Annotated in this window: 18 protein-coding genes and 1 pseudogene; 3 read left to right on the plus strand and 16 right to left on the minus strand. The window is 74.1% G+C overall.

Annotated features, from left to right (window positions below; all coding sequences use genetic code 11):
* Positions 1-2: 2 nt before the first annotated feature.
* The 3 genes from hisB to hisD are packed head-to-tail and all read right to left on the minus strand — an operon-like array spanning position 3 to position 3,012.
* On the minus strand, positions 3-599 hold the full coding sequence (hisB, locus tag ACI79C_RS20350; protein ID WP_456947505.1) for an imidazoleglycerol-phosphate dehydratase HisB: 597 nt from the start codon (positions 597-599) through the stop codon (positions 3-5).
* Between the two features lie 5 nt (positions 600-604).
* Positions 605-1,711 carry a histidinol-phosphate transaminase gene (locus ACI79C_RS20355; RefSeq protein WP_456947506.1) on the minus strand — a complete coding sequence of 369 codons (1,107 nt, stop codon included), beginning with the start codon at positions 1,709-1,711 and terminating at the stop codon, positions 605-607.
* The gene (gene hisD / locus ACI79C_RS20360) at positions 1,711-3,012 is read right to left on the minus strand and encodes a histidinol dehydrogenase (protein WP_456947507.1); all 1,302 of its coding nucleotides are present in this window, start codon (positions 3,010-3,012) and stop codon (positions 1,711-1,713) included. The genes ACI79C_RS20355 and hisD overlap by 1 nt, the downstream gene beginning before the upstream one ends.
* Positions 3,013-3,211: 199 nt before the next feature.
* Between hisD and ACI79C_RS20365 the strand changes: the two genes are divergently transcribed.
* Positions 3,212-3,997, plus strand: coding sequence for an LON peptidase substrate-binding domain-containing protein (locus ACI79C_RS20365; RefSeq protein ID WP_456947508.1), 786 nt, complete (start codon positions 3,212-3,214; stop codon positions 3,995-3,997).
* Here the strand turns inward: ACI79C_RS20365 and ACI79C_RS20370 are convergent.
* From ACI79C_RS20370 to lspA, 6 genes are all read right to left on the minus strand, one after another.
* A complete protein-coding gene (locus ACI79C_RS20370) occupies positions 3,990-4,655 on the minus strand; it encodes a DUF2567 domain-containing protein (protein ID WP_456947509.1) in 666 nt (221 codons plus the stop codon). The two genes, ACI79C_RS20365 and ACI79C_RS20370, sit on opposite strands and share 8 nt — an antisense overlap.
* 133 nt (positions 4,656-4,788) lie before the next feature.
* On the minus strand, positions 4,789-8,358 hold the full coding sequence (gene dnaE, locus ACI79C_RS20375; protein WP_456947510.1) for a DNA polymerase III subunit alpha: 3,570 nt from the start codon (positions 8,356-8,358) through the stop codon (positions 4,789-4,791).
* Positions 8,359-8,564: 206 nt separating this feature from the next.
* Complete coding sequence (locus tag ACI79C_RS20380) at positions 8,565-9,008, minus strand: GNAT family N-acetyltransferase (protein WP_456947511.1); 444 nt, start codon at positions 9,006-9,008, stop codon at positions 8,565-8,567.
* The gene (locus ACI79C_RS20385) at positions 9,005-9,778 is read right to left on the minus strand and encodes a CPBP family glutamic-type intramembrane protease (protein ID WP_456947512.1); all 774 of its coding nucleotides are present in this window, start codon (positions 9,776-9,778) and stop codon (positions 9,005-9,007) included. Before ACI79C_RS20385 ends, ACI79C_RS20380 begins: the two co-directional genes overlap by 4 nt.
* 13 nt (positions 9,779-9,791) lie before the next feature.
* Positions 9,792-10,730, minus strand: a complete 939-nt coding sequence (locus tag ACI79C_RS20390; protein WP_456947513.1) for an RluA family pseudouridine synthase — start codon at positions 10,728-10,730, stop codon at positions 9,792-9,794.
* A gap of 78 nt (positions 10,731-10,808) precedes the next feature.
* Positions 10,809-11,435, minus strand: coding sequence for a signal peptidase II (gene lspA, locus ACI79C_RS20395; protein WP_456947514.1), 627 nt, complete (start codon positions 11,433-11,435; stop codon positions 10,809-10,811).
* Positions 11,436-11,626: 191 nt separating this feature from the next.
* Between lspA and mqo the strand changes: the two genes are divergently transcribed.
* Positions 11,627-13,120, plus strand: a complete 1,494-nt coding sequence (gene mqo, locus ACI79C_RS20400) for a malate dehydrogenase (quinone) (protein ID WP_456947515.1) — start codon at positions 11,627-11,629, stop codon at positions 13,118-13,120.
* A 189-nt stretch (positions 13,121-13,309) separates the two neighbouring features.
* Here the strand turns inward: mqo and ACI79C_RS20405 are convergent, their stop codons facing one another.
* Positions 13,310-14,821: a potassium/proton antiporter gene (locus ACI79C_RS20405; RefSeq protein WP_456947516.1), complete on the minus strand. Its 1,512-nt coding sequence runs from the start codon at positions 14,819-14,821 to the stop codon at positions 13,310-13,312.
* 90 nt (positions 14,822-14,911) lie between these two features.
* Between ACI79C_RS20405 and ileS the strand changes: the two genes are divergently transcribed.
* Positions 14,912-18,076: an isoleucine--tRNA ligase gene (gene ileS, locus ACI79C_RS20410; protein ID WP_456947517.1), complete on the plus strand. Its 3,165-nt coding sequence runs from the start codon at positions 14,912-14,914 to the stop codon at positions 18,074-18,076.
* A 115-nt stretch (positions 18,077-18,191) separates the two neighbouring features.
* On the opposite strand, the gene ACI79C_RS20415 is transcribed toward ileS, so the two are convergent.
* From ACI79C_RS20415 to ACI79C_RS20440, 6 genes and pseudogenes are all read right to left on the minus strand, one after another.
* A complete protein-coding gene (locus tag ACI79C_RS20415; RefSeq protein WP_456947518.1) occupies positions 18,192-18,827 on the minus strand; it encodes a hypothetical protein in 636 nt (211 codons plus the stop codon).
* A 123-nt stretch (positions 18,828-18,950) separates the two neighbouring features.
* Positions 18,951-19,673 carry a DivIVA domain-containing protein gene (locus ACI79C_RS20420; RefSeq protein WP_456947519.1) on the minus strand — a complete coding sequence of 241 codons (723 nt, stop codon included), beginning with the start codon at positions 19,671-19,673 and terminating at the stop codon, positions 18,951-18,953.
* Positions 19,674-19,776: 103 nt separating this feature from the next.
* The gene (locus ACI79C_RS20425; RefSeq protein ID WP_456947520.1) at positions 19,777-20,073 is read right to left on the minus strand and encodes a YggT family protein; all 297 of its coding nucleotides are present in this window, start codon (positions 20,071-20,073) and stop codon (positions 19,777-19,779) included.
* Between the two features lie 53 nt (positions 20,074-20,126).
* Complete coding sequence (locus ACI79C_RS20430) at positions 20,127-20,981, minus strand: cell division protein SepF (RefSeq protein ID WP_456947521.1); 855 nt, start codon at positions 20,979-20,981, stop codon at positions 20,127-20,129.
* Between the two features lie 41 nt (positions 20,982-21,022).
* Positions 21,023-21,763 carry a YggS family pyridoxal phosphate-dependent enzyme gene (locus tag ACI79C_RS20435; protein ID WP_456947522.1) on the minus strand — a complete coding sequence of 247 codons (741 nt, stop codon included), beginning with the start codon at positions 21,761-21,763 and terminating at the stop codon, positions 21,023-21,025.
* Positions 21,764-21,850: 87 nt separating this feature from the next.
* A pseudogene (locus tag ACI79C_RS20440) lies at positions 21,851-21,951 on the minus strand (IS982 family transposase); the annotation flags it as partial.

Genomic DNA, 21,951 nt, shown 5'->3' on the forward strand with positions numbered 1-21,951 from the left:
ACCTAGAGAGCGCCCTTGGTCGAGGGGACGTCGGTGACCCGGGGGTCGAGGGCGACGGCCGCCCGCAGCGCCCGGGCCAGCGCCTTGAACTGGCCCTCGACGATGTGGTGGGCGTCGCGGCCGGCGTAGAGCACCCGCACGTGCAGGCTGATCCGCGCGTTGAACGCGAAGGACTCCAGCACGTGCTTGGTCAGGCTGGTCGGGTAGTCCGGCCCGATCATCGGCGTCATGTCCTCGGGCTCGGCGTGCACGAAGTACGGCCGGCCGGAGAGGTCGACCGCCGCCTGGGCGAGCACCTCGTCCATGGGGATCGTGGCGTCGCCGTAGCGGGTGATGCCCTTCTTGTCACCGAGCGCCTGCGCGAAGGCCTGGCCCAGCGCGATGGCGACGTCCTCCACCGTGTGGTGGGCGTCGATGTGCAGGTCGCCGTCGGCCCGGACGGTGAGGTCGATGCCGCTGTGCTTCGACAACGCGGTCAGCATGTGGTCGTAGAACCCGACCCCGGTGCTGATCGAGCTCGTCCCGGTGCCGTCGAGGTCGAGCTCGACGACCAGCTTGGTCTCGCTGGTCTCGCGCTCGACGCGTGCGGTGCGACTCATGGCGGTCAGTCTCCCAGGCGGTGGTCGGGCGCGACCTCACCCAGCGCGGTGAGGAACGCCTCGGTCTCCTCCGGCGTACCGGCGGTCACCCGCAGCCAGCCGGGCAGCCCGACGTCGCGGACGAGGACGTCGCGGTCGAGCAGCGCCTGCCAGGCGGCGGGGGCGTCGGCGAAGCGACCGAACAGGACGAAGTTGGCGTCGCTGGGCACGCTGGTCAGGCCCATGCCGGGCAGCGCCGCGACGATCCGGTCGCGCTCGGCCTTGACCGCGTCCACGGTGGCCAGCAGGGCGTCGGTGTGCGCCAGCGCCGTCCGGGCCGCGGCCTGGGTCAGCGAGCTGAGGTGGTAGGGCAACCGGACCAGCTGCAGCGCGTCGACGACGGCGGGGTCGGCGGCCAGGTAGCCCAGCCGCAGCCCGGCCATGCCGAAGGCCTTGCTCATGGTGCGGCTGACGATCAGCCGCGGCCGGCCCGGGAGCAGGGTGAGCGCCGAGGGCGTCCCGGTGCGGGCGAACTCGGCGTAGGCCTCGTCCACGACCACCACGCCGGACGTCGCGTCGTGGAGGGCCTCGATCGTCGCGAGGTCCACCGCGGTGCCGGTGGGGTTGTTCGGGCTGGTCACGAAGACCACGTCGGGCGCGACCTCCCGCACCTGCGCGGCGGCGGCCTCCGGGTCGATGGTGAAGTCCGGCCGTCGCCGTCCGTCGACCCAGGCGGTGCCGGTGCCGGCGGAGATGATCGGGTGCATCGAGTACGACGGCGTGAAGCCCAGCGCCGTCCGGCCCGCGCCGCCGAAGGCCTGCAGCACCTGCTGGAGGATCTCGTTGCTGCCGTTGGCCGCCCACACCTGCGCGGCGTCCAGCCGTTGGCCGCCGGTGCGGGTCAGGTAGGCGGCGAGGTCGCGGCGCAGGTCCAGGGCGTCGCGGTCGGGGTAGCGGTTGAGCTCGAGCGCCGCCTGCCCGAGGGCCGCGCCGAGGTCGGCCAGCAGCTCCTGCGGCAGCGGGTGCGGGTTCTCGTTGGTGTTGAGCCGGTACTTGGCCGGCAGCTGGGGGGCGCCGTAGGGCGTGCGACCCCGCAGCTCCGGCCGCAGCGGGAGCTCGTCGAGACGTGTCATCAGCGCTGCCGGACCCGGACGGCGGCGGCGTGCGCGGGCAGGTCCTCGGCGCCGGCGAGGGCGTCGATGTGCCCGGCCACCTCGGCGAGGGCCTGCTCGTCGTACTCCACCACGTGGATGCCCCGGAGGAACGACTGCACCGACAGTCCGCTCGAGTGCCGCGCGCAGCCGCCGGTGGGCAGCACGTGGTTGGAGCCGGCGCAGTAGTCGCCCAGCGACACCGGCGACCAGGCGCCGACGAAGACCGCGCCGGCGTTGCGCACCCGCGAGGCCACCTCGCGGGCGTCCCGCGTCTGGATCTCCAGGTGCTCGGCCGCATAGGCGTCGACCACCCGCAGGCCCGCCTCCACGTCGTCGACCAGGACGATGCCGGACTGGCTGCCCTCCAGCGCCGTGCTGATCCGGTCGGAGTGCTTGGTGGCGGCCACCTGCCCGGGGACCAGCCCGAGGACGGCGTCGGCCAGCTCCTCGCTGGTCGTCACCAGCACCGCGCCGGCCAGCGGGTCGTGCTCGGCCTGGCTGATGAGGTCGGCGGCCACGTGGGCGGGGTCGGCGGTGTCGTCGGCGAGGATCGCGACCTCGGTGGGGCCGGCCTCGGAGTCGATGCCGATCAGCCCGCGCAGCAGCCGCTTGGCCGCCGTCACGTAGACGTTGCCGGGGCCGGTGACCATGTCGACCGGCTCGCAGGAGCCCGCGCCGTAGCCGAAGACCGCGATCGCCTGGGCACCGCCGACGGCGTGGACCTCCGTGACACCCAGCAGGGCGCAGGCGGCGAGGACGCCGGGGTCGGGCAGTCCGCCGTGGTCGCGCTGCGGCGGGGAGGCGACGGCGATCGACTCGACGCCGGCGATCTGCGCCGGGACGACGTTCATGACCACGCTGGACAGCAGCGGCGCGAGGCCGCCGGGGACGTAGAGGCCCACCCGGCGCACCGGCACCCAGCGCTCGGTCACCGTGCCGCCGCGGACCACCTGGGTGGTGACGTCGGTGCGCCGCTGGTCGGCGTGCACCTTCCGGACCCGGGTGATCGCCTCCTCCAGCGCAGCCCGGACGGCGGGGTCGATCTCGGCCAGCGCCCGCTCGATGGCCTCGGCGGGGACGGTGAAGTCCTCGAGGTCGACACCGTCGAGCCGGGCGGTGATCTCACGGACCGCCTGGGCGCCGCGGATGCGGACGTCCTCGCACAGCGGCCGGACCGTCGCCAGGACCGAGTCGATGTCGGTCGCGGCGCGCGGGAGCAGGGCGGAGAGCTCACGCACCCCCGGCAACGCGGACCCACGCAGGTCGATGCGGGCGAGCACGGCGGACCTCCGGGCGGTTCCGAGGCGGGGAACGGGAACACCCCAGGGTAGACGGGGCTCCCGGGCGCACCGGCGTCGTGCCCGGTCCGGGGCCCGCCGCTCCCCCGTAGGCTCGGCGCACACGATCGAGCGGACGAGCTCGTGGCCGGGGCGCGGGGACACCGGCCGCGCGGCCGACGAGCGCCGGCGAGGAGGGTGCATGGGCGAGGTGATCCCGCTGTTCCCGCTCTCGACGCCGCTGTTCCCCGGGGTGGTCCTGCCGCTGCAGGTCTTCGAACTCCGCTACCGGCGGCTGGTGCGCGACCTGCTGGCCCGCTCCGACACCGACGGCCGGTTCTTCGGCGTGGTCGCCATCCGGCAGGGCTGGGAGGTCGAGCAGGTGGCTCCCGCGGAGGCGCTCTACGACGTCGGCTGCACCGCCCGCCTGCAGGCGGTGCGCCCGCAGCCCGACGGCGGCTTCCGCATCGTGACCGTCGGCGGCGACCGGTTCCGGCTGCTCGACGTCGTCGTCGCCGAGGACCCGCCCTACCTGCAGGCGGAGGTGGAGTGGTTGGCCGACGAGGAGGCCGCCGGTGACACGGAGGGCCTGGCGCCGACCGACGGGCCGGCGCCCGATGCGGCGCTCGACGACCTCGTGTCCGACGTCGCCCGAGGCTCGCTGGACGTGCTGGTCCGGGGGGTGGGCGAGCTCTTCGCCGAGTACGTCGGCGCGGTCGCCGGGCTCACCGGGGAGGCCGACGACGAGCCGGACCCCGAGGCGCTGCTGGACGCCGTCTCCGGGGACCCGCGGGCGCTGTCCTACCTGGTGGCGTCGGCGGCCCTGCTGACCACCGAGGACCGCCAGGCGCTGCTGGCCGAGTCTGCCACCCGGCGCCGGCTGCGGGCGGAGTCACGGCTGCTGCGCCGAGAGCTGACCCTGCTGGAGACCGTGGGCGCGGTGCCCGCGCCGCTGCAGCGGTTCGCCGGCCCGCGCAGCGTCAACTGAAGCGGACGTCCTCGCGGGGCGGCGCCGGGACCGGTGCGCCCGGCAGCGGCGGCAGGGCCACGGCGGGTGACGGGTCGGGGCGGTCGAGGTCCTCGGCGGGCGCGAACAGGGTGCCCAGCACGTAGGCCAGCACGGCGGAGAAGGGACCGACGGCCAGCGCCGCGATCGAGTTCAGCCGCAGGCCGGTGGTGACCTCGGTCCCGACGTCGGCCAGTTGCGCCCGCGTCGGCCCGGCGCCGAGCAGCTCACCGAGCTGCCAGGCCAGGACCCCGGCGAGCAGGGCGCCGACGGCGAGCGCGAGCAGCACCGCCACGCCGCGGCGGCGGCGCATCCGCCAGGCGAGGATGCCGGCCAGCAGGCCGAGGCCGGCGAGCACCAGGGTGAAGACGCCGTCGTCGGCCACCAGCAGCTCGGCCGAGGGGCGCCCGATCGGCACGGGGCCGTCCCGGGTGACCTGGAACCGGGCCCGCGGCGCCAGCGCCCACCACAGCAGGCCGGCGGGCAGGCCGCAGAGCAGCAGCAGGCCGGCCACGCCGAGCGCGCTGCGCAGGTCGGCCCGCAGCTCGGCGGCACCGGGCCAGCGCGGCCCGCCGGCCCGCAGCACCCGCCGGGGAGCGCCCAGCGGCTCGACGGGACCGGTAGCTGCGGGACCGTGCACGTCCCCAGTCAACCCCGGACGGCCGGGAAACACTTCCCGGGTCGCCGGCCGGCCGCTCCCGGCCCCGGGACGGCGGCCCTCCCGCACGGCCCCGCCGGACGCCTGCGCGTGGCGGGGGGCGGGAGGGTCCTCCTCACAGCAGCGCCACGCTGGTCGGGCCGAGCAGCGCCTTGATGTCGCCCATCAGGGCGGTGCTCGGCCGCACCCGCAGGCCCTGGTCGAGCCGGAGCACCGTCTCCCGGCTGCCGTTGACCAGCTTCAGCTGCACCTCGGTCGTGCCCGGGTGGCTGCCCAGGACCTCCCGCAGCCGCTCGACGACCGGCGGTGTGCAGCGAGCCGCGGCCATGGACACCATGACCGGTCCGCGCGGGCCCTCCGTGAGCTCGGGGATCGTCACCTCGGCGCCGAACAGCGAGGGCTGGTCGTCGCGCCGGCTGATCCGTCCCTTGACCACGACGATCTGGTCGCGGACGACCTTCTCCGAGACCTCGGCCCAGGTCTTGGGGAAGAACAGCACCTCGATGCCGGACTCGAGGTCCTCCAGCGTCGCGAGCGCCCAGGGCGCACCCTGCTTGTTGGTGCGGGGGGCGACCGACGTGAGGATGCCCGCGATCGTCACGTTCGCGCCGTCCTCCACACCGCCGGCGTTGATCTCGGCGATCGGGGTGTCGGCGTGCGCGGTGAGGACGTGCTCGACCCCGTGCAGCGGGTGGTCGGAGACGTACAGGCCGAGCATGTCGCGCTCGAACATCAGCCGCTCGCTCTTGGACCAGTCGGCGGTCGGGATGGCGATGTCCAGGGCCCCGCCGAACGGGTCGTCGTCCGCGGCACCGTCGCCGCCGAAGCTGCCGAACAGGTCGAACTGCCCTTCCGCCTCCTTGCGCTTCAGCGACATCGCCGAGTCGACGGCCTGGGCGTGGACGGCGACGATCCCCTGGCGGGAGTGGCCGAGGGAGTCGAACGCGCCGGCCTTGGCCAGGGACTCGATGACCTTCTTGTTGCAGGCCACCGTGTCGATCTTGCGCATGAAGTCCGCGAAGTCCTTGAACGCGCCCTTCTCCTCGCGGGCCCGGCGGATCGAGTCGACGACGTTGTGCCCCACGTTGCGGACCGACGCCAGACCGAAGCGGATGTCGGTGCCGACGGCGGTGAAGTCCCAGGAGGACTCGTTGACGTCGGGAGGGAGCACCTTGATGCCCATCCGCCGGCACTCGGCCAGGTAGATCGGCCGGCGGTCCTTGTCGTCGCCGACGCTGGTGAGCAGACCGGCCATGTACTCGGCCGGGTAGTTCGCCTTGAGGTAGGCGGTCCAGTACGACACCAGGCCGTAGGCCGCCGAGTGGGCCTTGTTGAAGGCGTAGTCGGCGAACGGGACGAGGATGTCCCACAGCGTCTTGATCGCCGCGTCGGAGTAGCCGCGCTCCTTCATGCCGGCCTCGAAGCCGACGAACTCCGCGTCGAGGACCGACTTCTTCTTCTTGCCCATCGCGCGGCGCAGCAGGTCGGCCTTGCCGAGGGAGTACCCGGCGACCTTCTGCGCGATCGCCATGACCTGCTCCTGGTAGACGATCAGGCCGTAGGTCGTGCCGAGGATGTCCTCCAGCGGCTCGGCCAGCTCCGGGTGGATCGGCGTGATCTCCTGCTGGCCGTTCTTGCGCAGCGCGTAGTTGGTGTGCGAGTTCGCGCCCATCGGGCCGGGCCGGTAGAGCGCGCCGACGGCGGAGATGTCCTCGAAGTTGTCCGGCCGCATGAGCCGCAGCAGCGACCGCATCGGGCCGCCGTCGAACTGGAAGACGCCCAGGGTGTCACCGCGGGCCAGCAGGTCGTAGGTGGCCTTGTCGGTGAGGTCCTTGCTGATCTCGTCGAGGTCGACGGGCTCCTTGCCGTTGGCGACGATGTTGCGCAGCGCGTCGTCGATGACCGTGAGGTTGCGCAGGCCCAGGAAGTCCATCTTCAGCAGGCCGAGCGTCTCGCAGGTCGGGTAGTCGAACTGCGTGATGATCGCGCCGTCGTTCTCCCGGCGCATGATCGGGATGCTGTCGATCAGCGGGTACCGGCCGATGATGACCCCGGCGGCGTGCACGCCCCACTGCCGCTTGAGCCCCTCGAGCTTGCGGGCCTGGTCGACCACCTCGGCCGCGCCCGGGTCGGACTCGTAGCGGGCGCGGAACTCCGAGGCCTCCTTGTAGCGGGGGTGGGCCGGGTCGAAGACCCCCGACAGCGGGATGCCCTTGCCCATCACGTCCGGGGGCATCAGCTTGGTCAGCTCGTCGCCCACCGAGTAGGGCCGGTCGAGCACGCGGGCGGCGTCCTTGATGGCGGCCTTGGCCTTGATCGTCCCGTAGGTGACGATCTGGCTGACCCGCTCCTCGCCGTACTTCTGCGAGACGTACTGGATGACCTCACCGCGGCGGCGGTCGTCGAAGTCGATGTCGACGTCGGGCATGGAGACGCGCTCGGGGTTGAGGAACCGCTCGAAGATCAGCCCGTGCGCCAGCGGGTCGAGGTCGGTGATGCCCATGGCGTAGGCGGCCAGCGACCCGGCGGCCGACCCGCGGCCCGGGCCGACGCGGATGCCGTTGTCCTTGGCCCAGTTGATGAAGTCGGCGACCACGAGGAAGTACCCCGGGAAGCCCATCTGGGTGATGATCCCGACCTCGTAGTCGGCCTGCTTGCGGACGTGGTCGGGGATGCCGTTCGGCCAGCGCTTGTGCAGGCCGCGCTCGACCTCCTTGACGAACCAGGAGGTCTCGTCCTCCCCCGGCGGGAGCGGGAAGCGCGGCATGAGGTCGGCGCCCTCGGTGAAGGACACCTCGCACTGCTCGGCGACCAGCAGCGTGTTGTCGCAGGCCGCCGCGAGCTCACCGGGGAACAGGGCCCGCATCTCCGCGGCGCTCTTCAGGTAGTAGCCGTCGCCGTTGAACTTGAAGCGGTTGGGCTCGTTGAGCCGCGACCCGGTCTGGATGCACAGGAGCGCGTCGTGGGCCTCGGCGTCCTCCTTGTGCGTGTAGTGCAGGTCGTTGGTGGCCAGCAGCGGGATCCCGAGGTCCGCCGCGATGGCCATGAGCTGCGGACGGGTCTTCTTCTCGATGGACAGCCCGTGGTCCATCAGCTCGGCGTAGAAGTTCTCCTTGCCGAAGATGTCCTGGAAGTCGGCGGCGGCCTGGCGGGCGCGGTCCTCCTTGCCCGCCCGCAGCCACATGTTGACCTCCCCCGAGGGGCAGCCGGTGGTGGCGATCAGGCCCTTGCCGTACTTCTCCAGCAGGTCCCGGTCGAAGCGCGGCTTGCGGTACTGACCCTCGAGGCTGGCCAGGGAGGAGATGCGGAAGAGGTTGTGCATCCCCTCGGTGGTGCGGGCCAGCAGCGTCATGTGGGTGTAGGCGGCCTTGCCCCGCGAGGACCCGCCCTCGCCGTCCTCGTCGATGAGGTTGTCGCCGAAGTCGAACGGCGCACGGTCGAACCGCGACCCGGGGGTGTAGTAGCCCTCCATGCCGATGATCGGCTTCACGCCGGCCGCCTTGGCCTGCTTGTAGAAGTCGTAGGCGCCGAAGACGTTGCCGTGGTCGGTCATCGCCAGCGCCGGCATGCCCTGCTCCGCCGCGGCCTTGGTGACCTCGGGCAGCTTGGCCGCGCCGTCGAGCATCGAGTACTCGGTGTGGACGTGCAGGTGCACGAACGAGTCGGTCGACGGGGTGCTGCTCACGGGGGTGCGTGCTCCTCACAGGTCGTGCGTGCCCGGCCGTCGGGGATCGGAGCGGGCGACCGGCGGGGAAGACCGGCGGTGCTGTGTCCGGGGTGCGGGCCGGGGGACGACCCGATCCTCGCACCACGGAGGTCTACTCCGGGGCACCGACAGAAGGGTGTCTCGCCACAGGCGGACCGATCCGTCACGGCCGCCCCGCGGCCGCGTCAGGGGAGGGCGCGTCGCATCGTGACGTGCACGATCCCGGCCTCCACGTACTCGTCCCCGACGGGGGTGTAGCCGGCCCGCTCGTAGAACCCGCGCGCGCTGACCTGGGCGTGCAGCTCGACCTCCGGCAGCCCGCGCAGCACCGCCTGCCGGTGCAGCTCGGCCAGGACGGCGGCGCCGTACCCGCGGCCGCGCGCCGCCGCGTCGACGGCCATCCGGCCGATCACGGCCCGGCCCCCGCGGGCCAGCAGCCGGCCGGTGGCCACCACCGACCCCGCGTCGTCCCGCACGAGCGCGTGCACGGCCGCGGCGTCGAGGGCGTCCTGCTCGATCTCGGCCGGCACCCCCTGCTCCTCGACGAACACCCGGGTGCGCAGGGCCACCACCTCGGGCCAGTCCTCGGCGGTGGCGACCCGCGCCGTCCCGCCATCCGGCCCGCTCACCGGCTGCTCTCCGGCAGCGCGCTGGCGGGGACCAGGAGGAAGCGGAGGTCGATGAGCACGTGCAGGACGACCGGCAGGAGCAGCGAGCCGGTGTCGAGGTACAGCGCGGCCAGCACGCCGCCGAGGACGCCGGTGGTGAGCACCCCGGCCACCCCCTGGTAGGCGTGCGCCAGGCCGAACGCGGCGGCGGCGACGGCGACCAGCGCGGCGGTGGACAGCCCGCCGGCGACCGCGGCGACGACGGCGAGGAAGAACCCGCGGTAGAGCCACTCCTCGCAGACGCCGGCGGTGACCCCGACGACGGTGAACAGCCGCCGCTCGGCGCGGGTCCGTGGCAGCAGCGCCAGCGTGGCGTGCGCCTGCGGCTCGGCGTGCCGCCCCTCCCCCGGCCGGCGCACCTGCGCAGCCGCGACCAGCGCGCCCGAGCGCAGTGCCCGCGTGGACAGGACGACGAAGGCCACCACCAGGACCGCGGCCGCGCCCGACAGCGGGCCCGGCAGGGACTGCGGCCACCGCAGACCCACCTCCCCCGCGGTCACACCCGGCGCGGCGAGCCACACGACGGCCGCGACGAGCGCCAGCCCCCACTCCAGGACCAGCAGTCGCCGGTAGAAGGACCGGCGGGCGCCGCCGTCGGAGCGCAACCGTCCCTCGAACCGCCGATGCAGCACGTGCCCGACCACGGGCTCGCCGGCCACCAGGTAGCCGGCGACGACGACCGCCGACAGCGCCGCCGGGCCGTACTCGGTCAGAGACCCGGGCAGGTCCATCAGGAGCCCGGGTTCACGCCTCTGCGCGCAGGACGTCCAGCGCGCCGGCGAGGTCGGGCGGGTACGGGCTGGTGAACTCCATCCACCGCCCGTCGGCCGGGTGCGGGATCCCCAGCCGGACGGCGTGCAGCCACTGCCGCGCCACCCCGAGGCGGGCGGCGAGGGTCGGGTCGGCGCCGTAGGTCGTGTCGCCCACGCACGGGTGGCGCAGGGCGGAGAAGTGCACCCGGATCTGGTGCGTGCGGCCGGTCTCCAACTCGATGTCGACCAGGCTGGCGGCCGGGAACGCCTCGATGACCTCGTAGTGGGTCACCGACGGCCGGCCGCCCTGCACGACGGCGAACCTCCAGTCGTGCCGCGGGTGCCGGTCGATGGGGGCGTCGATCGTGCCGCGCGAGGGATCGGGGTGGCCCTGGACCAGCGCGTGGTAGCCCTTCTCGACGGTGCGCTCCTTGAACGCCGCCTTGAGCAGGGTGTAGGCGCGCTCGCTCTTGGCCACCACCATGAGCCCGGTCGTGGCGGCGTCCAACCGGTGGACGACGCCCTGCCGCTCGGCGGCTCCGGAGGTGGAGATGCGGTAGCCGGCCGCGGCCAGGCCGCCGACCACGGTGGGCCCCTCCCAGCCGGGGCTCGGGTGCGCCGCGACGCCCACCGGCTTGTCGACCACCACGATGTCGTCGTCGTCGTGCACGACGGTGAGGCCGGAGACCGGTTCGGGGGCGACCGGCTCCCCGGGCGGCCCGGGCAGCTCGACCTCCAGCCAGCTCCCGCCGCTCACCCGGTCACCCTTGCCGCGGACCCGCCCGTCGATCAGCACCACGCCGGCGTCGGCGAGGTCGGCCGCGGCGCTGCGGGAGAGGCCGAAGAGCCGGGACAGCGCCTGGTCGACCCGCTGGCCCTCCAGCCCGTCCGGCACCGGGAGGGCCCGGTGCTGGCCCGCGGGACTGGTCACGGCTCCATCGTGACAGAGCAGGGCCCCCCTCCTCCCCACCCCTCGCGAACCCGGGGCGGCGCCCCGGAGGGGACCGGGTCAGTCGCCCGCAGGGCCCGCGTCGCGCGCCGCCCGCCCGGGCGCCGACCGGGAGCCGTCGAACTCGACGCCGCGCAGGGCCAGCACGGCCCCGAGGACGCCGCCGCACACGATCGCCGAGTCGGCCACGTTGAAGATCGGGTACACCCGGCCGTCGGGCGCGAAGACGGAGACGAAGTCGACGACGCCGCCGCGCAGGAAGCCCGGGGCCCGGAAGACGCGATCGACCAGGTTGCCCACCGCCCCGCCGAGGACCAGCCCCAGAGCCACCGCCCAGCCGGCCGAGGACAGCCGGCGCGCGGTGCGCACGATGACGACCGCCACGGCGACCGCGATCAGCGTGAAGACGACGGTGAAGCCCTCCGCGAAGGAGAACGCCGCACCGGTGTTGCGCGCGTGGGTCAGGTAGACGACGCCCCCCAGGACGCGGACGTCCTCCCCCGGGGCGATCGTGGCGACCACGAGCAGCTTGCTGCCGAGGTCGAGGGCCAGGACCACGACGGCCAGCAGGAGCAGCAGCCGGGTGCGCGGACGCCGCGGTGCCGGGACCGCTGGGGCGCCGTCCTGCCGGGCGTCACGGGGTTCGGACAGCAGGGCTCCTCGGTCGGTCCGGTCGCGGCCGGTCACCGCCGCCCGACCGACGATAGCCGCGGCGCCGGCCCCTCCGGCCGCCGCCGGGAGCGGGGCGCAACTCGAACGAGGTGTGATCCATCTCATGACTCCGTGCGACACAACTCACCACGGCGGGTGACATGTTCGGGCTGTCAGTGGCCGTTACCTGGTAGGTACAGCTCCTCCCCCGAGCACGGAAGGCCGTCGTGTCCACCGATCTCGCCCCCGCCACCGACCCCGACGTAGTCCTGGTCGGCGGCGGCATCATGAGCGCGACCCTGGCGTCGCTGCTCGGTGTCGTCGCTCCCGACTGGAGCGTCACCGTCTTCGAGTCCGGGCCCGGGGTCGCCGGGGAGAGCTCCGACGCCTGGAACAACGCCGGGACCGGTCACGCGGCCCTCTGCGAGCTCAACTACACGCCCGCCGGGCCGGACGGCACGGTCGACGTCACCAAGGCCCTCACCATCAACGAGCAGTTCCAGGTGTCTCGGCAGTTCTGGTCGCACCTGGTCCGCGCCGGCCTCACCGGGTCGCCCAAGGAGTTCATCACCCCGGTCCCGCACATCAGCTTCGTCACCGGCGAGGCGGGCCGCACGTACATGCGGACCCGCTACGAGGCCATGGCCGCCCAGCCGCTGTTCGCCGGCATGGAGTACACCGACGCCGCCGCCGAGCTGGCCGAGTGGGTGCCGCTGATGATGGCCGGGCGCCCGGCCGACCAGGTGGTGGCCGCGACGCGGGCCACTGCCGGCACCGACGTCGACTTCGGCTCGCTGACCCGGCTGCTGTTCGCCGCCGCCGAGGACCGTGGCGTGCACGTGCACGTCAACCAGCGGGTCACGGCCGCGGAGCGGCGCACCGACGGCCGGTGGACGGTCACCGTCCGCGACACCGTCAGCGGCGAGGAGCGCACCGTCCGCACCCGCTTCGTGTTCGTCGGTGCCGGCGGCGGCGCGCTGCCGCTGCTGCAGAAGGCCGGCATCCCGGAGATCCGCGGCTTCGGCGGCTTCCCGGTGAGCGGCATGTTCCTGCGCACCCGGTCCCTGGAGCTGGTCTCGGCGCACCAGGCGAAGGTCTACGGCCAGGCGGCCGTCGGGGCCCCGCCGATGTCGGTCCCGCACCTGGACCTCCGGCTGATCGACGGGGACCACTCGCTGCTGTTCGGTCCCTACGCGGGCTTCTCCCCGAAGTTCCTCAAGGCCGGCTCGGTGTTCGACCTGCCGCTGAGCGTCAAGCCGAACAACCTGGGGTCGATGCTGGGCGTGGCGCGCACCGAGATGGCGCTGACCCGGTACCTCGTCGGCGAGCTGCTCCAGTCGCGCAGCGCCCGGCACGAGACGCTGACCGCGTTCGTGCCGCTGGCCGAGCAGCAGGACTGGGAGATGATCACCGCCGGCCAGCGGGTCCAGGTCATCAAGCAGGACCCGAAGACCGGCCGCGGCGTCCTCCAGTTCGGCACCGAGCTGGTCGTCGGCGGCGAGGGCACCATCGCCGGCCTCCTGGGCGCCTCCCCCGGCGCCTCGACGGCGGTCTCGGCGATGCTCACCGTGCTCGAGCGCTGCTTCCCCGAGCGGGTGGACCGCTGGCGGCCGCTCCTGCAGGAGGCGATCCCGTCCTACGGCCGCCGCCTGGCCGACGACCCGGCCCTGCTCGCCGAGGTCCGCGCCGAGACGACGCAGACCCTGGAGCTCAACGGCTGAGCCCGCTCTCCTCGACCGAGGCCCCCCTCGCACACCGCGAGGGGGGCCTTCGTTCGTCCGGCCGCGTGAGCACTCGGGAACGGCACGTGGTCTCGGGGGTCCGGAGGACCTCCCGACGGGCACACGGGGTGGGCTCCGCGGCGGCCGGGAACGGCACCTGGTGGCGGTGTCGGCCGGTGGGCCGACAGGTCAATCGGCCTCGGTGGCGCGGCCGGTCTCCCCGCGCCAGGTGGCCAGCCGCCCGGCGCGGCTCACCGCGCGCAGCCGGCGTTCGGCCTCGGGGCGTGACCGGCGGGCCGACACCAGCAGCGCCTGGTCCCCGCGGATCAGCCGGGTGGTCGGGCCGGGCACGAAGGACCGGCCGTCGCGCACGATGAGCACCACGGCGGCGTCCTCGGGCAGCCGCAGCTCGGGCAGGTACACGCCGTGCAGGCGGGACCCGGCGGGCACGGTCAGCTGCAGCAGGTCGGCGTCCAGCTCGTCCAGCGGTGCGGACTCCACGTCGATGTCCCGCGGGGTCACCGGTGCTGCGATCCGCAGCCGCCGGGCCACCCAGGGCAGCGACCAGCCCTGGATCAGGGTGAAGACGACGACCAGCACGAAGACCGTGTCGAAGATGCGGGTCGCGCCGTCCACCCCCGCGGCGACCGGGAAGGTCGCCAGCACGATGGGCACCGCGCCGCGCAGCCCGGCCCAGGAGATGAACGCCTGCTGGGCCAGCGGGATCCGGAACCACACCAGGCTGGCCAGCACCGACGCGGGCCGCGCGACGAGCAGCAGCGCCCCGCCGACCAGGAGCGCCGGCAGCAGCGCCTCGTCCAGGCGGGTGGGCGACACGAGCAGCCCCAGCAGGACGAACAGGCCGATCTGCGCCAGGGAGGCCATGCCCTCCGCGAAGCCGATGCTCGCCGACCGGTGCGGCAGCGCACGGTTGCCCAGCGCCACCCCGGCCAGGTACACGGCGACGAACCCCGACGCGTGCGCCAGGTCGGCCAGGGCGAAGGCCAGCACGCACAGCGCGAGCGTGGCCAGCGGGTAGAACCCGGCCAGCGGCAGCGCGACCCGGCGCAGCAGCTCCGCGCCCCCGAGCCCGACGGCGACCCCGATCGCCGCGCCCCCGACGAGCTCGGCGACGATCTCCACCCCGACGAGCCACCACGGCTCGCTGCGCTCGCCGGTCAGGTAGGTCGCCAGCGCCGTCACCAGCAGGATGGCGGGGGCGTCGTTCAGCCCGCTCTCGGCCTCGATGGAGGCCGCCAGCCGGCGCGGGAGGGGCAGCCGGCGCAGCGCGGCGAACACCGCCGCCGCGTCGGTGGACCCGATCACCGCCCCGAGGAGCAGGGCGAAGGCCCAGGAGAAGTCCAGCAGCCAGACGGCGATCGCCGCGGTGACGCCGACGCTCACCAGGACGCCGATGGTGGCCAGCGACAGCCCGGGACCGATCGCCCGCCGGACGTCGTTCCACCGCGTGGTCAGGCCACCCTCGGCGAGGATGACCACGAGCGCGGCCACGCCGAGGGTCTGGGTGAGCTGCACGTCCTCGAACTCGACGCCCAGGCCGTTCTCGCCGAGGAGGACGCCGAGGGCCAGGTAGAGGAGCAGGCTGGGCAGGCCCAGCCGGTCGGCCAGGCGCAGCGCGACGGCGGCCACCAGGACGACGACGGCGCCGAGGGCCAGCCCGAGGGTGACCGTCGTGTTCACCGCGCGCCCCTGACCACCTCCGCAGTCTCCCGTACCCCCGTTGCGGAGCCGTTCCACGACCCGGTCGACGCCTCGGGGACAATGGGGGGCGTGAGCTCTCCCGGTCCCTTCCGCGCGCTGCCCCCGCAGGTCGACCTGCCCGCCCTCGAGCAGGACGTCCTGGGCCGCTGGGAGGCCGACAAGGTCTTCGCCCGCTCCCTGGAGGCATCCGCCGGCCGCCCGCAGTGGAACTTCTACGAGGGCCCGCCCACCGCGAACGGTCGGCCGGGCACCCACCACATCGAGGCCCGCGCGTTCAAGGACGTCTTCCCCCGCTTCAAGACCATGCAGGGCTGGCACGTGCCCCGCCGGGCCGGCTGGGACTGCCACGGCCTGCCGGTGGAGATCGCCGTCGAGCAGGAGCTGGGCTTCGCCGGCAAGCCGGACATCGAGCGGTACGGCATCGCCGAGTTCAACGCCCGCTGCCGCGAGTCGGTCGAGCGGCACGTCTCCGACTTCTCCGACCTCACCCGCCGGATGGGCTACTGGGTCGACCTGTCCACCGCCTACTGGACGATGGACCCGGCCTACATCGAGAGCGTCTGGTGGTCGCTCAAGCAGGTCTTCGACAAGGGCCTGCTGGTCGAGGACCACCGGGTCGCGCCCTACTGCCCGCGCTGCGGCACCGGCCTGTCCGACCACGAGGTCGCCCAGGGCTACGAGTCGATCACCGACCCGTCGGTCTACGTGCGGCTGCCGGTCACCAGCGGCGAGTGGGCGGGCCGGGCCGACCTGCTCGTCTGGACGACGACGCCCTGGACGCTGCCGTCGAACACCGCCGTCGCCGTCCACCCCGACGTCACCTACGTCGTCGCCCGGCGTGGCGAGGACACCCTCGTCGTCGCCGAGCCGCTGCTCGGCGCCGTCTTCGGCGACACCGACGACGTCGAGGTCCTGGCCCGCACCACGGGCCGGGAGTGGGAGCGGGTGCACTACCAGCGGCCGTTCGAGCTGGTGGACTTCCCCGAGGGCGAGGACGCGCACTTCGTCGTCCTGGCCGACTACGTCACCACCGACGACGGCACCGGCCTGGTGCACCAGTCCCCCGCGTTCGGCGCCGACGACCTCGCGGTCTGCCGCGGCTACGGGCTGCCGGTGGTCAACCCGATCGACTCCACCGGGCACTTCCTGCCCGACGTGCCGATGGTGGGCGGCCGGTTCTTCAAGGCCGCCGACGACGAGCTGGTGGCCGACCTGGCCGGGCGCGGGGTGCTGTGGCGCGAGCAGCGCTACGAGCACAGCTACCCGCACTGCTGGCGGTGCCACACGCCGCTCATGTACTACGCGCAGCCGTCCTGGTACATCCGGACCAGCGCGGTCAAGGACCAGCTGCTCGCGGAGAACCAGAAGACCTCCTGGCACCCCGAGCACATCCAGTGGGGCCGCTACGGCGACTGGCTGCGCAACAACGTCGACTGGGCGCTGTCGCGCGACCGGTACTGGGGCACGCCCCTGCCCATCTGGCGCAACGACGCCGACCCGAGCCGCATGGTCGTCGTCGGGTCCCTGGCCGAGCTCTCCGAGCTGACCGGCCGCGACCTGTCCGGCCTGGACCCGCACCGGCCGTTCATCGACGAGGTCACCTTCACCCGCCCCGGCGAGGAGGGCACCTACCGGCGGGTGCCGCAGGTGATCGACGCCTGGTACGACTCCGGCTCCATGCCCTTCGCCCAGTGGGGCGCGCCCTACCGCAACCAGGCCGAGTTCGAGGCGGCCTACCCGGCGCAGTTCATCTGCGAGGCGATCGACCAGACCCGCGGCTGGTTCTACTCGCTCATGGCCGTCGGCACGCTGGTGTTCGACCGGAGCTCGTACGAGAACGTGCTGTGCCTGGGCCACATCCTGGCCGAGGACGGCCGGAAGATGAGCAAGCACCTGGGCAACATCCTCGAGCCGATCCCGCTGATGGACCGGCACGGCGCCGACGCCGTCCGCTGGTTCATGCTCGCCGGGGGTTCGCCGTGGTCGGCACGGCGCGTGGGTCACGAGACGCTGTCCGAGGTGGTCCGCAAGGTCCTGCTGACCTACTGGAACACGGCGAGCTTCTTCACCCTCTACGCCGAGACCAACGGCTGGGACCCGGCCGGCGACCCGGCCCCGCCGCGGGCCGAGCGGCCGCTGCTGGACCGCTGGGCGCTCGCCGAGCTGGCGGCGGTCACCGACGGCGTGACCGCGGCGCTGGAGGACTTCGACACGCAGGGCGCCGGCCGGCTGCTCGCCCAGTTCGTCGACGACGTCTCCAACTGGTACGTGCGCCGTTCCCGCCGCCGGTTCTGGGACGGCGACCCGGCCGCGCTGGCCACCCTGCACGAGGTGCTCGACGTCCTCACCCGGCTCATGGCCCCCTTCACGCCGTTCGTGACCGAGGAGGTCTGGGCACGGGCGGTCGCGCCGGGCCTGGCGGACGCGGTCGACAGCGTGCACCTGGCGTCCTGGCCGCAGGTGGACGCCGCGGCCCGCGACGACCGGCTGGTCGAGCAGGTGGCGCTCGTGCGCCGGCTGGTCGAGCTGGGCCGCTCGGCGCGGACGTCGGCCAAGGTGCGCACCCGCCAGCCGCTGGCCCGCGCCGTGGTCTCCGCGCCGGGCTGGTCGGACCTCCCCCGGGACCTGGTGGCCGAGGTGGCCGACGAGCTCAACGTGGCCGCGCTGATGGACCTCTCCGCGGTCGGCGGCGACCTCGTCGACGTGAGCGTGAAGGTCGACTTCCGGGCCGTGGGCCGTCGGCTGGGCAAGCAGGTGCAGGCCGTCGCCAAGGCCGTCGCCGCGGCCGACGCGACCGCGCTGGTGGCGGCCTACCGGGCCGGGACGGCGACCGTCGACGTCGACGGGGCCCCCGTGCCGTTGGAGGAGGGCGACCTCGTCGTCACCGAGACCCCCCGGGAGGGGTGGACCGTGGCCAGCGGCGGCGGGCTCACCGTGGCGCTGGACCTGGAGCTGACCCCGGAGCTGGAGCGGGCCGGCCTGGTCCGCGAGGCGGTCCGGCTGGTCCAGGAGGCTCGCAAGAGCAGCGGCCTGGCCGTCAGCGACCGCATCGAGCTGTGGTGGACCGCCGGGGACGCCCCCGACTCCCCCATGGCCCGGGCCCTCACCGAGCACGGCGCCCAGGTGGCCGACGAGGTGCTCGCCGTCCGCGTGCACGCCGGCACCGCGGGCGACGGCGAGGGGGTCGAGGGCCCGTCCGGGTCGCGCTTCTGGATCTCCCGCGCCGCGAGCTGAGCCGGCCGCGTCCAGGGCACCGCCGCGAGCTCGCGAGCGGTTCGAAGGCCGCGTCCAGGGGACGCCGCGAGCGTGCGAGCGGTGGGTGGGACGGGGTCCTTCCGGGGGTCGGTCCTCAGTGCCCGCGGGTGGACCGGCGGGAGCGCTCGGTCTGCGCCAGGTGGTGCACCGGCCCGCAGGTGGCGCACGGGGTGAAGCCGTCGGCGCGCGCCTCGGTCATGGGCAGCGGCACCGCCGTCCGCCCGGCCAGGTGCGGGCAGCCGGGCAGGTGGTAGCGGGGGTGCTCGTCGACCACCAGCACCTCGTCGAGCAGGTCCACCACCAGGAGCAGGTCGGTCACCTCGACGTCCTCCTCGGCCGGCTCACCGTCGGCCGTCGCCTGGCGCGGGACGGCGGCGTGTGCGCCGGTGGACGGGCCGTCGTCGTCGAACTCCGCCATCGGCTGGGCGACCGGGGCCTCCTCGGAGGGCAGCCGGTCCTGGGCCCGCACCGCCGGCCGGCCGTGCGCCGGCGTCCGCGGCTCCTCCCGGACCCACCGGTCCGGCTCCGGTGAGCGGGGCGGGGCGTCGAGCTCGCGGGCGTCGGGGGCGGCCGCCTCCCGGGCCGTCCCGACCCGCAGCAGCACCAGCAGGACGGCGGCGAGGGCACAGGCCGCCACGCAGGCCCAGTACAGGGCCGTGACGCCGGTGGCGAGCCCGCCGACGAGCGCCCCGAGGCCGATGAGCACCAGCAGGCCCGCTGCCAAGATCACGCGCAGACTGTAGCCGGGCCCGCACGCGGTGCGCCCGGCCCCCACCGACACAGCGAACGACGACGGGCCCCCGGACGTCGTCCGGGGGCCCGTCGGTCACCCCTCACCGGGAGGGGCGGGTGCTCAGGCGGGGGCGTGCTGGTTCTGCCGGCTGTTGGAGGCCGGCTCGGCCGAGCCGCGGCTGTCGAGGTCGCGCAGGTGGGACTCGAGGTAGGACCGCAGCCGGGTGCGGTACTCGCGCTCGAAGGTGCGCAGCTCCTCGATCTTGCGCTCCAGGCTGCTGCGCTTCTCCTCCAGCGAGCCCATGACCTCGGTGTGCCGCCGCTCGGCGTCCTGGTCCAGGGCGGCGGCCTTGGCGCGGGCCTCACGCTCCATCGTGTCGGCGCGCGTGCGGGCGTCGCTGATCATCGAGTCGGCCCGCATCTTGGCCTCGCTGACCATCTGCTCGCTCTTGGCCCGGGCGTCGGTGACCATCCGCTCGCTGTTGGTGCGCGCGGAGACGACCATCTGGTCGGCCTGGGCCTTGGCCTCGTTGACGTACCGGTCGGCGGTCTCGGTGGCCAGGGCGAGCATGCGCGAGGCCCGGGCGCTGTCGTCCTCCCGGGGAGCGGCGGCGGGCGGGGGCGGCGGCGCGGCGGCCGGCGCGGGCGGCTCGGGGGCCTCCGCGCGCGGCGTGCGCCCGGTGGCCGAGCCCGAGCGGAGCTCGTTGTTCTCCTCGATCAGCCGCGCCAGCTCGGCCTCGACCACGTCGAGGAACGCGTCCACCTCGTCCTCGTCGTAGCCCCGCTTGCCGATCGGCGGCTTCTTGAAGACGACGTTGTGCACGTCGGCAGGCGTCAGTGGCATCGGGGTCACCTCGGGTCGGACAGCGGGAACAGGGACGTTCTCGGGCGAGCGACGGCGGACCGCACCCAGCCCCCGGCGTCGCCCTCCCCGGCAGGTTCAGGGGTCACGCGGTGGCGGCGAGTGAGGTCGTGATGCCACGCAGGATGTACACGGCAATCAGGAGCACCATAAACCCGAGGTCCAACCGGATGGTGCCCAGGTTCAGGGGCGGGATGACCTTCCGGACGGCCTTCAAGGGCGGGTCGGTGGTCGCGTACACGACCTCGAGACCGGCGGCGACGATGCCGGAGGGACGCCAGCTGCGCGCCAGCACCATCACCCAGTCGACGACGAACCGCGCGAAGAGCAGGACGAGGAAGACGAGCAGCACCGACGAGACGATCTGCCAGAAGAGAGCCACGGTCCTCGCTCGTTCAGGGCACCACGCGTGCCGGTCCAGTCCTGCCGGTGGCCTCAGGACTCGTCGAAGAACCCACCCTCGCGGATCCGCGCCTTGTCCTCGGCCGTCACGTCGACGTCCCTCGGGCTGAGGAGGAACACCTTGTTCGTGACGGGCTCGATGCTACCGCGCAACCCGAAGATCAGTCCCGCAGCGAAGTCGACGAGCCTCCGCGCGTCGGCGTGGTCGAGCTCGGTGAGGTTCATGATGACCGGGCTGCCGTCCCGGAACGCCTCCCCGATCTGGCGGGCCTCGTTGTAGGTCTTCGGGTGCAGGGTGGTGATCCGATAGGGCTGCGGCGCCGGAGCGGGTGCGGGCGCGGGCGCCGGGGCGGGCGCCGGCTCCGCAGCGGCCGCGGTGGCCAGGCCGGCCGCGGTGGACCCGCCGGGCCCGGTGCCGGAGGTGCCGCCGGCGCCCGTGCCGGACAGGCCCCCGAGACGGGAGGGGCCGGGGGTGGCCGGCGCGAGACCGAGGTTGCGCGTGGACCCGACGCGGCGCGGCAGGGCGACCGGCTCGGGGTCGGGCTCGGGCAGGTCGGCCGGGCGGTCGGCGTCGTAGTCGCCCTTGCGGAAGTCGGGGTCGCGGAAGTCGGGGTCGCGGTAGTCGGGGTCGCGGTAGTCCGAGTCCCGGAAGTCCGACTCGCGGTAGCCCTCGGACCGGTAGTCGGTGTCGGTGTAGCGGTCGCCGACCTCCGCGTAGCGGTCGTCGTAGCGGTCCTCCGAGGCGTACCGGTCGTAGCGGCGGCCGTCCATGCGGTCGTACCGGTCGGCGTGGTCCGACTGCCGGGCGTCGTACCGGCCGTAGGCGCGGGCGTCGTCGTCCTCGACGAGCCCGAGGTAGATGCCCATCTTCCGCATGGCTCCGGCCATCGGCCCTCCCCCTCCGGTTCCACGAGCGGTGCTCGCGTCGATCACGCGGGCTGGTGAGGCCCGTGTGACTGGTGTGACTCGTCCTCCGGGGAGGGTAGGGGTCGCTCCCCGAAGAGCGCGGTTCCGACACGCACGAGGGTGCTGCCGGCCGCGATGGCCGCCTCGAGGTCGGCGGTCATCCCGGCCGAGATCTCCCCCGCGCCGGGGTGGTCGGCCCGCACCCGCTCGGCCAGCTCTGCCAACCGGGCGAAGGCCGGGCCGGGGTCGGCGTCGCGGGGCGCCACCGCCATGAGTCCGCGCAACCGCAGGCCCTCCTCGGCGGCGACGGCGTCGGCGAGCCGGGGGACCTCGGCGGGGTCGGCGCCGCCGCGCGCCGCGAGCTCTCCCTCGGGGCCGCCGAGGTCCACCTGCACGAAGACCTCGACCGGGCGGCCGAGTTCCACGCCGGCCCGCGCCAGCGCCCCGGCGAGGGAGAGCCGGTCCACCGAGTGGACGACGGCGCCCAGACGGGCCACCGCGGCGGCCTTGTTGCGCTGCAACTGGCCGACGAAGTGCCAGCGCACCGGCAGGCCGGCCAGCTCGGCGGCCTTGGCGGTCAGCTCCTGGGCGCGGTTCTCGCCGAAGTCCTCCTGCCCGAAGGCGGCCAGCTCCCGGACGGCGGACGCGGGCCAGGTCTTGCTCACCGCGAGCAGGGACACCGCGGCCGGGTCGCGCCCAGCGGCCCGGGCGGCGGCGGCGATGCGGGCACGCACGGCGTCGAGCCGCTCCGCGGGGGTCGTCACGGGAACGATCATGCCGCTGACCGTCACCCCCGGGGTCGCGGGGCTCCGGCCTGCAGCGGCCCCTAGACGAGTAAGTCCGAAGTCCGGTCAGTGGTCATAGGCGATCAGGGAGCGGGTGACTGGCTGGCCGGTGGCCCGGTTGTGCCAGATGGCGGCGGTGAGCGCGAGTAGCCGCTGAGCGACTCGGG

Source organism: Geodermatophilus sp. SYSU D00697 (assembly GCF_054050175.1).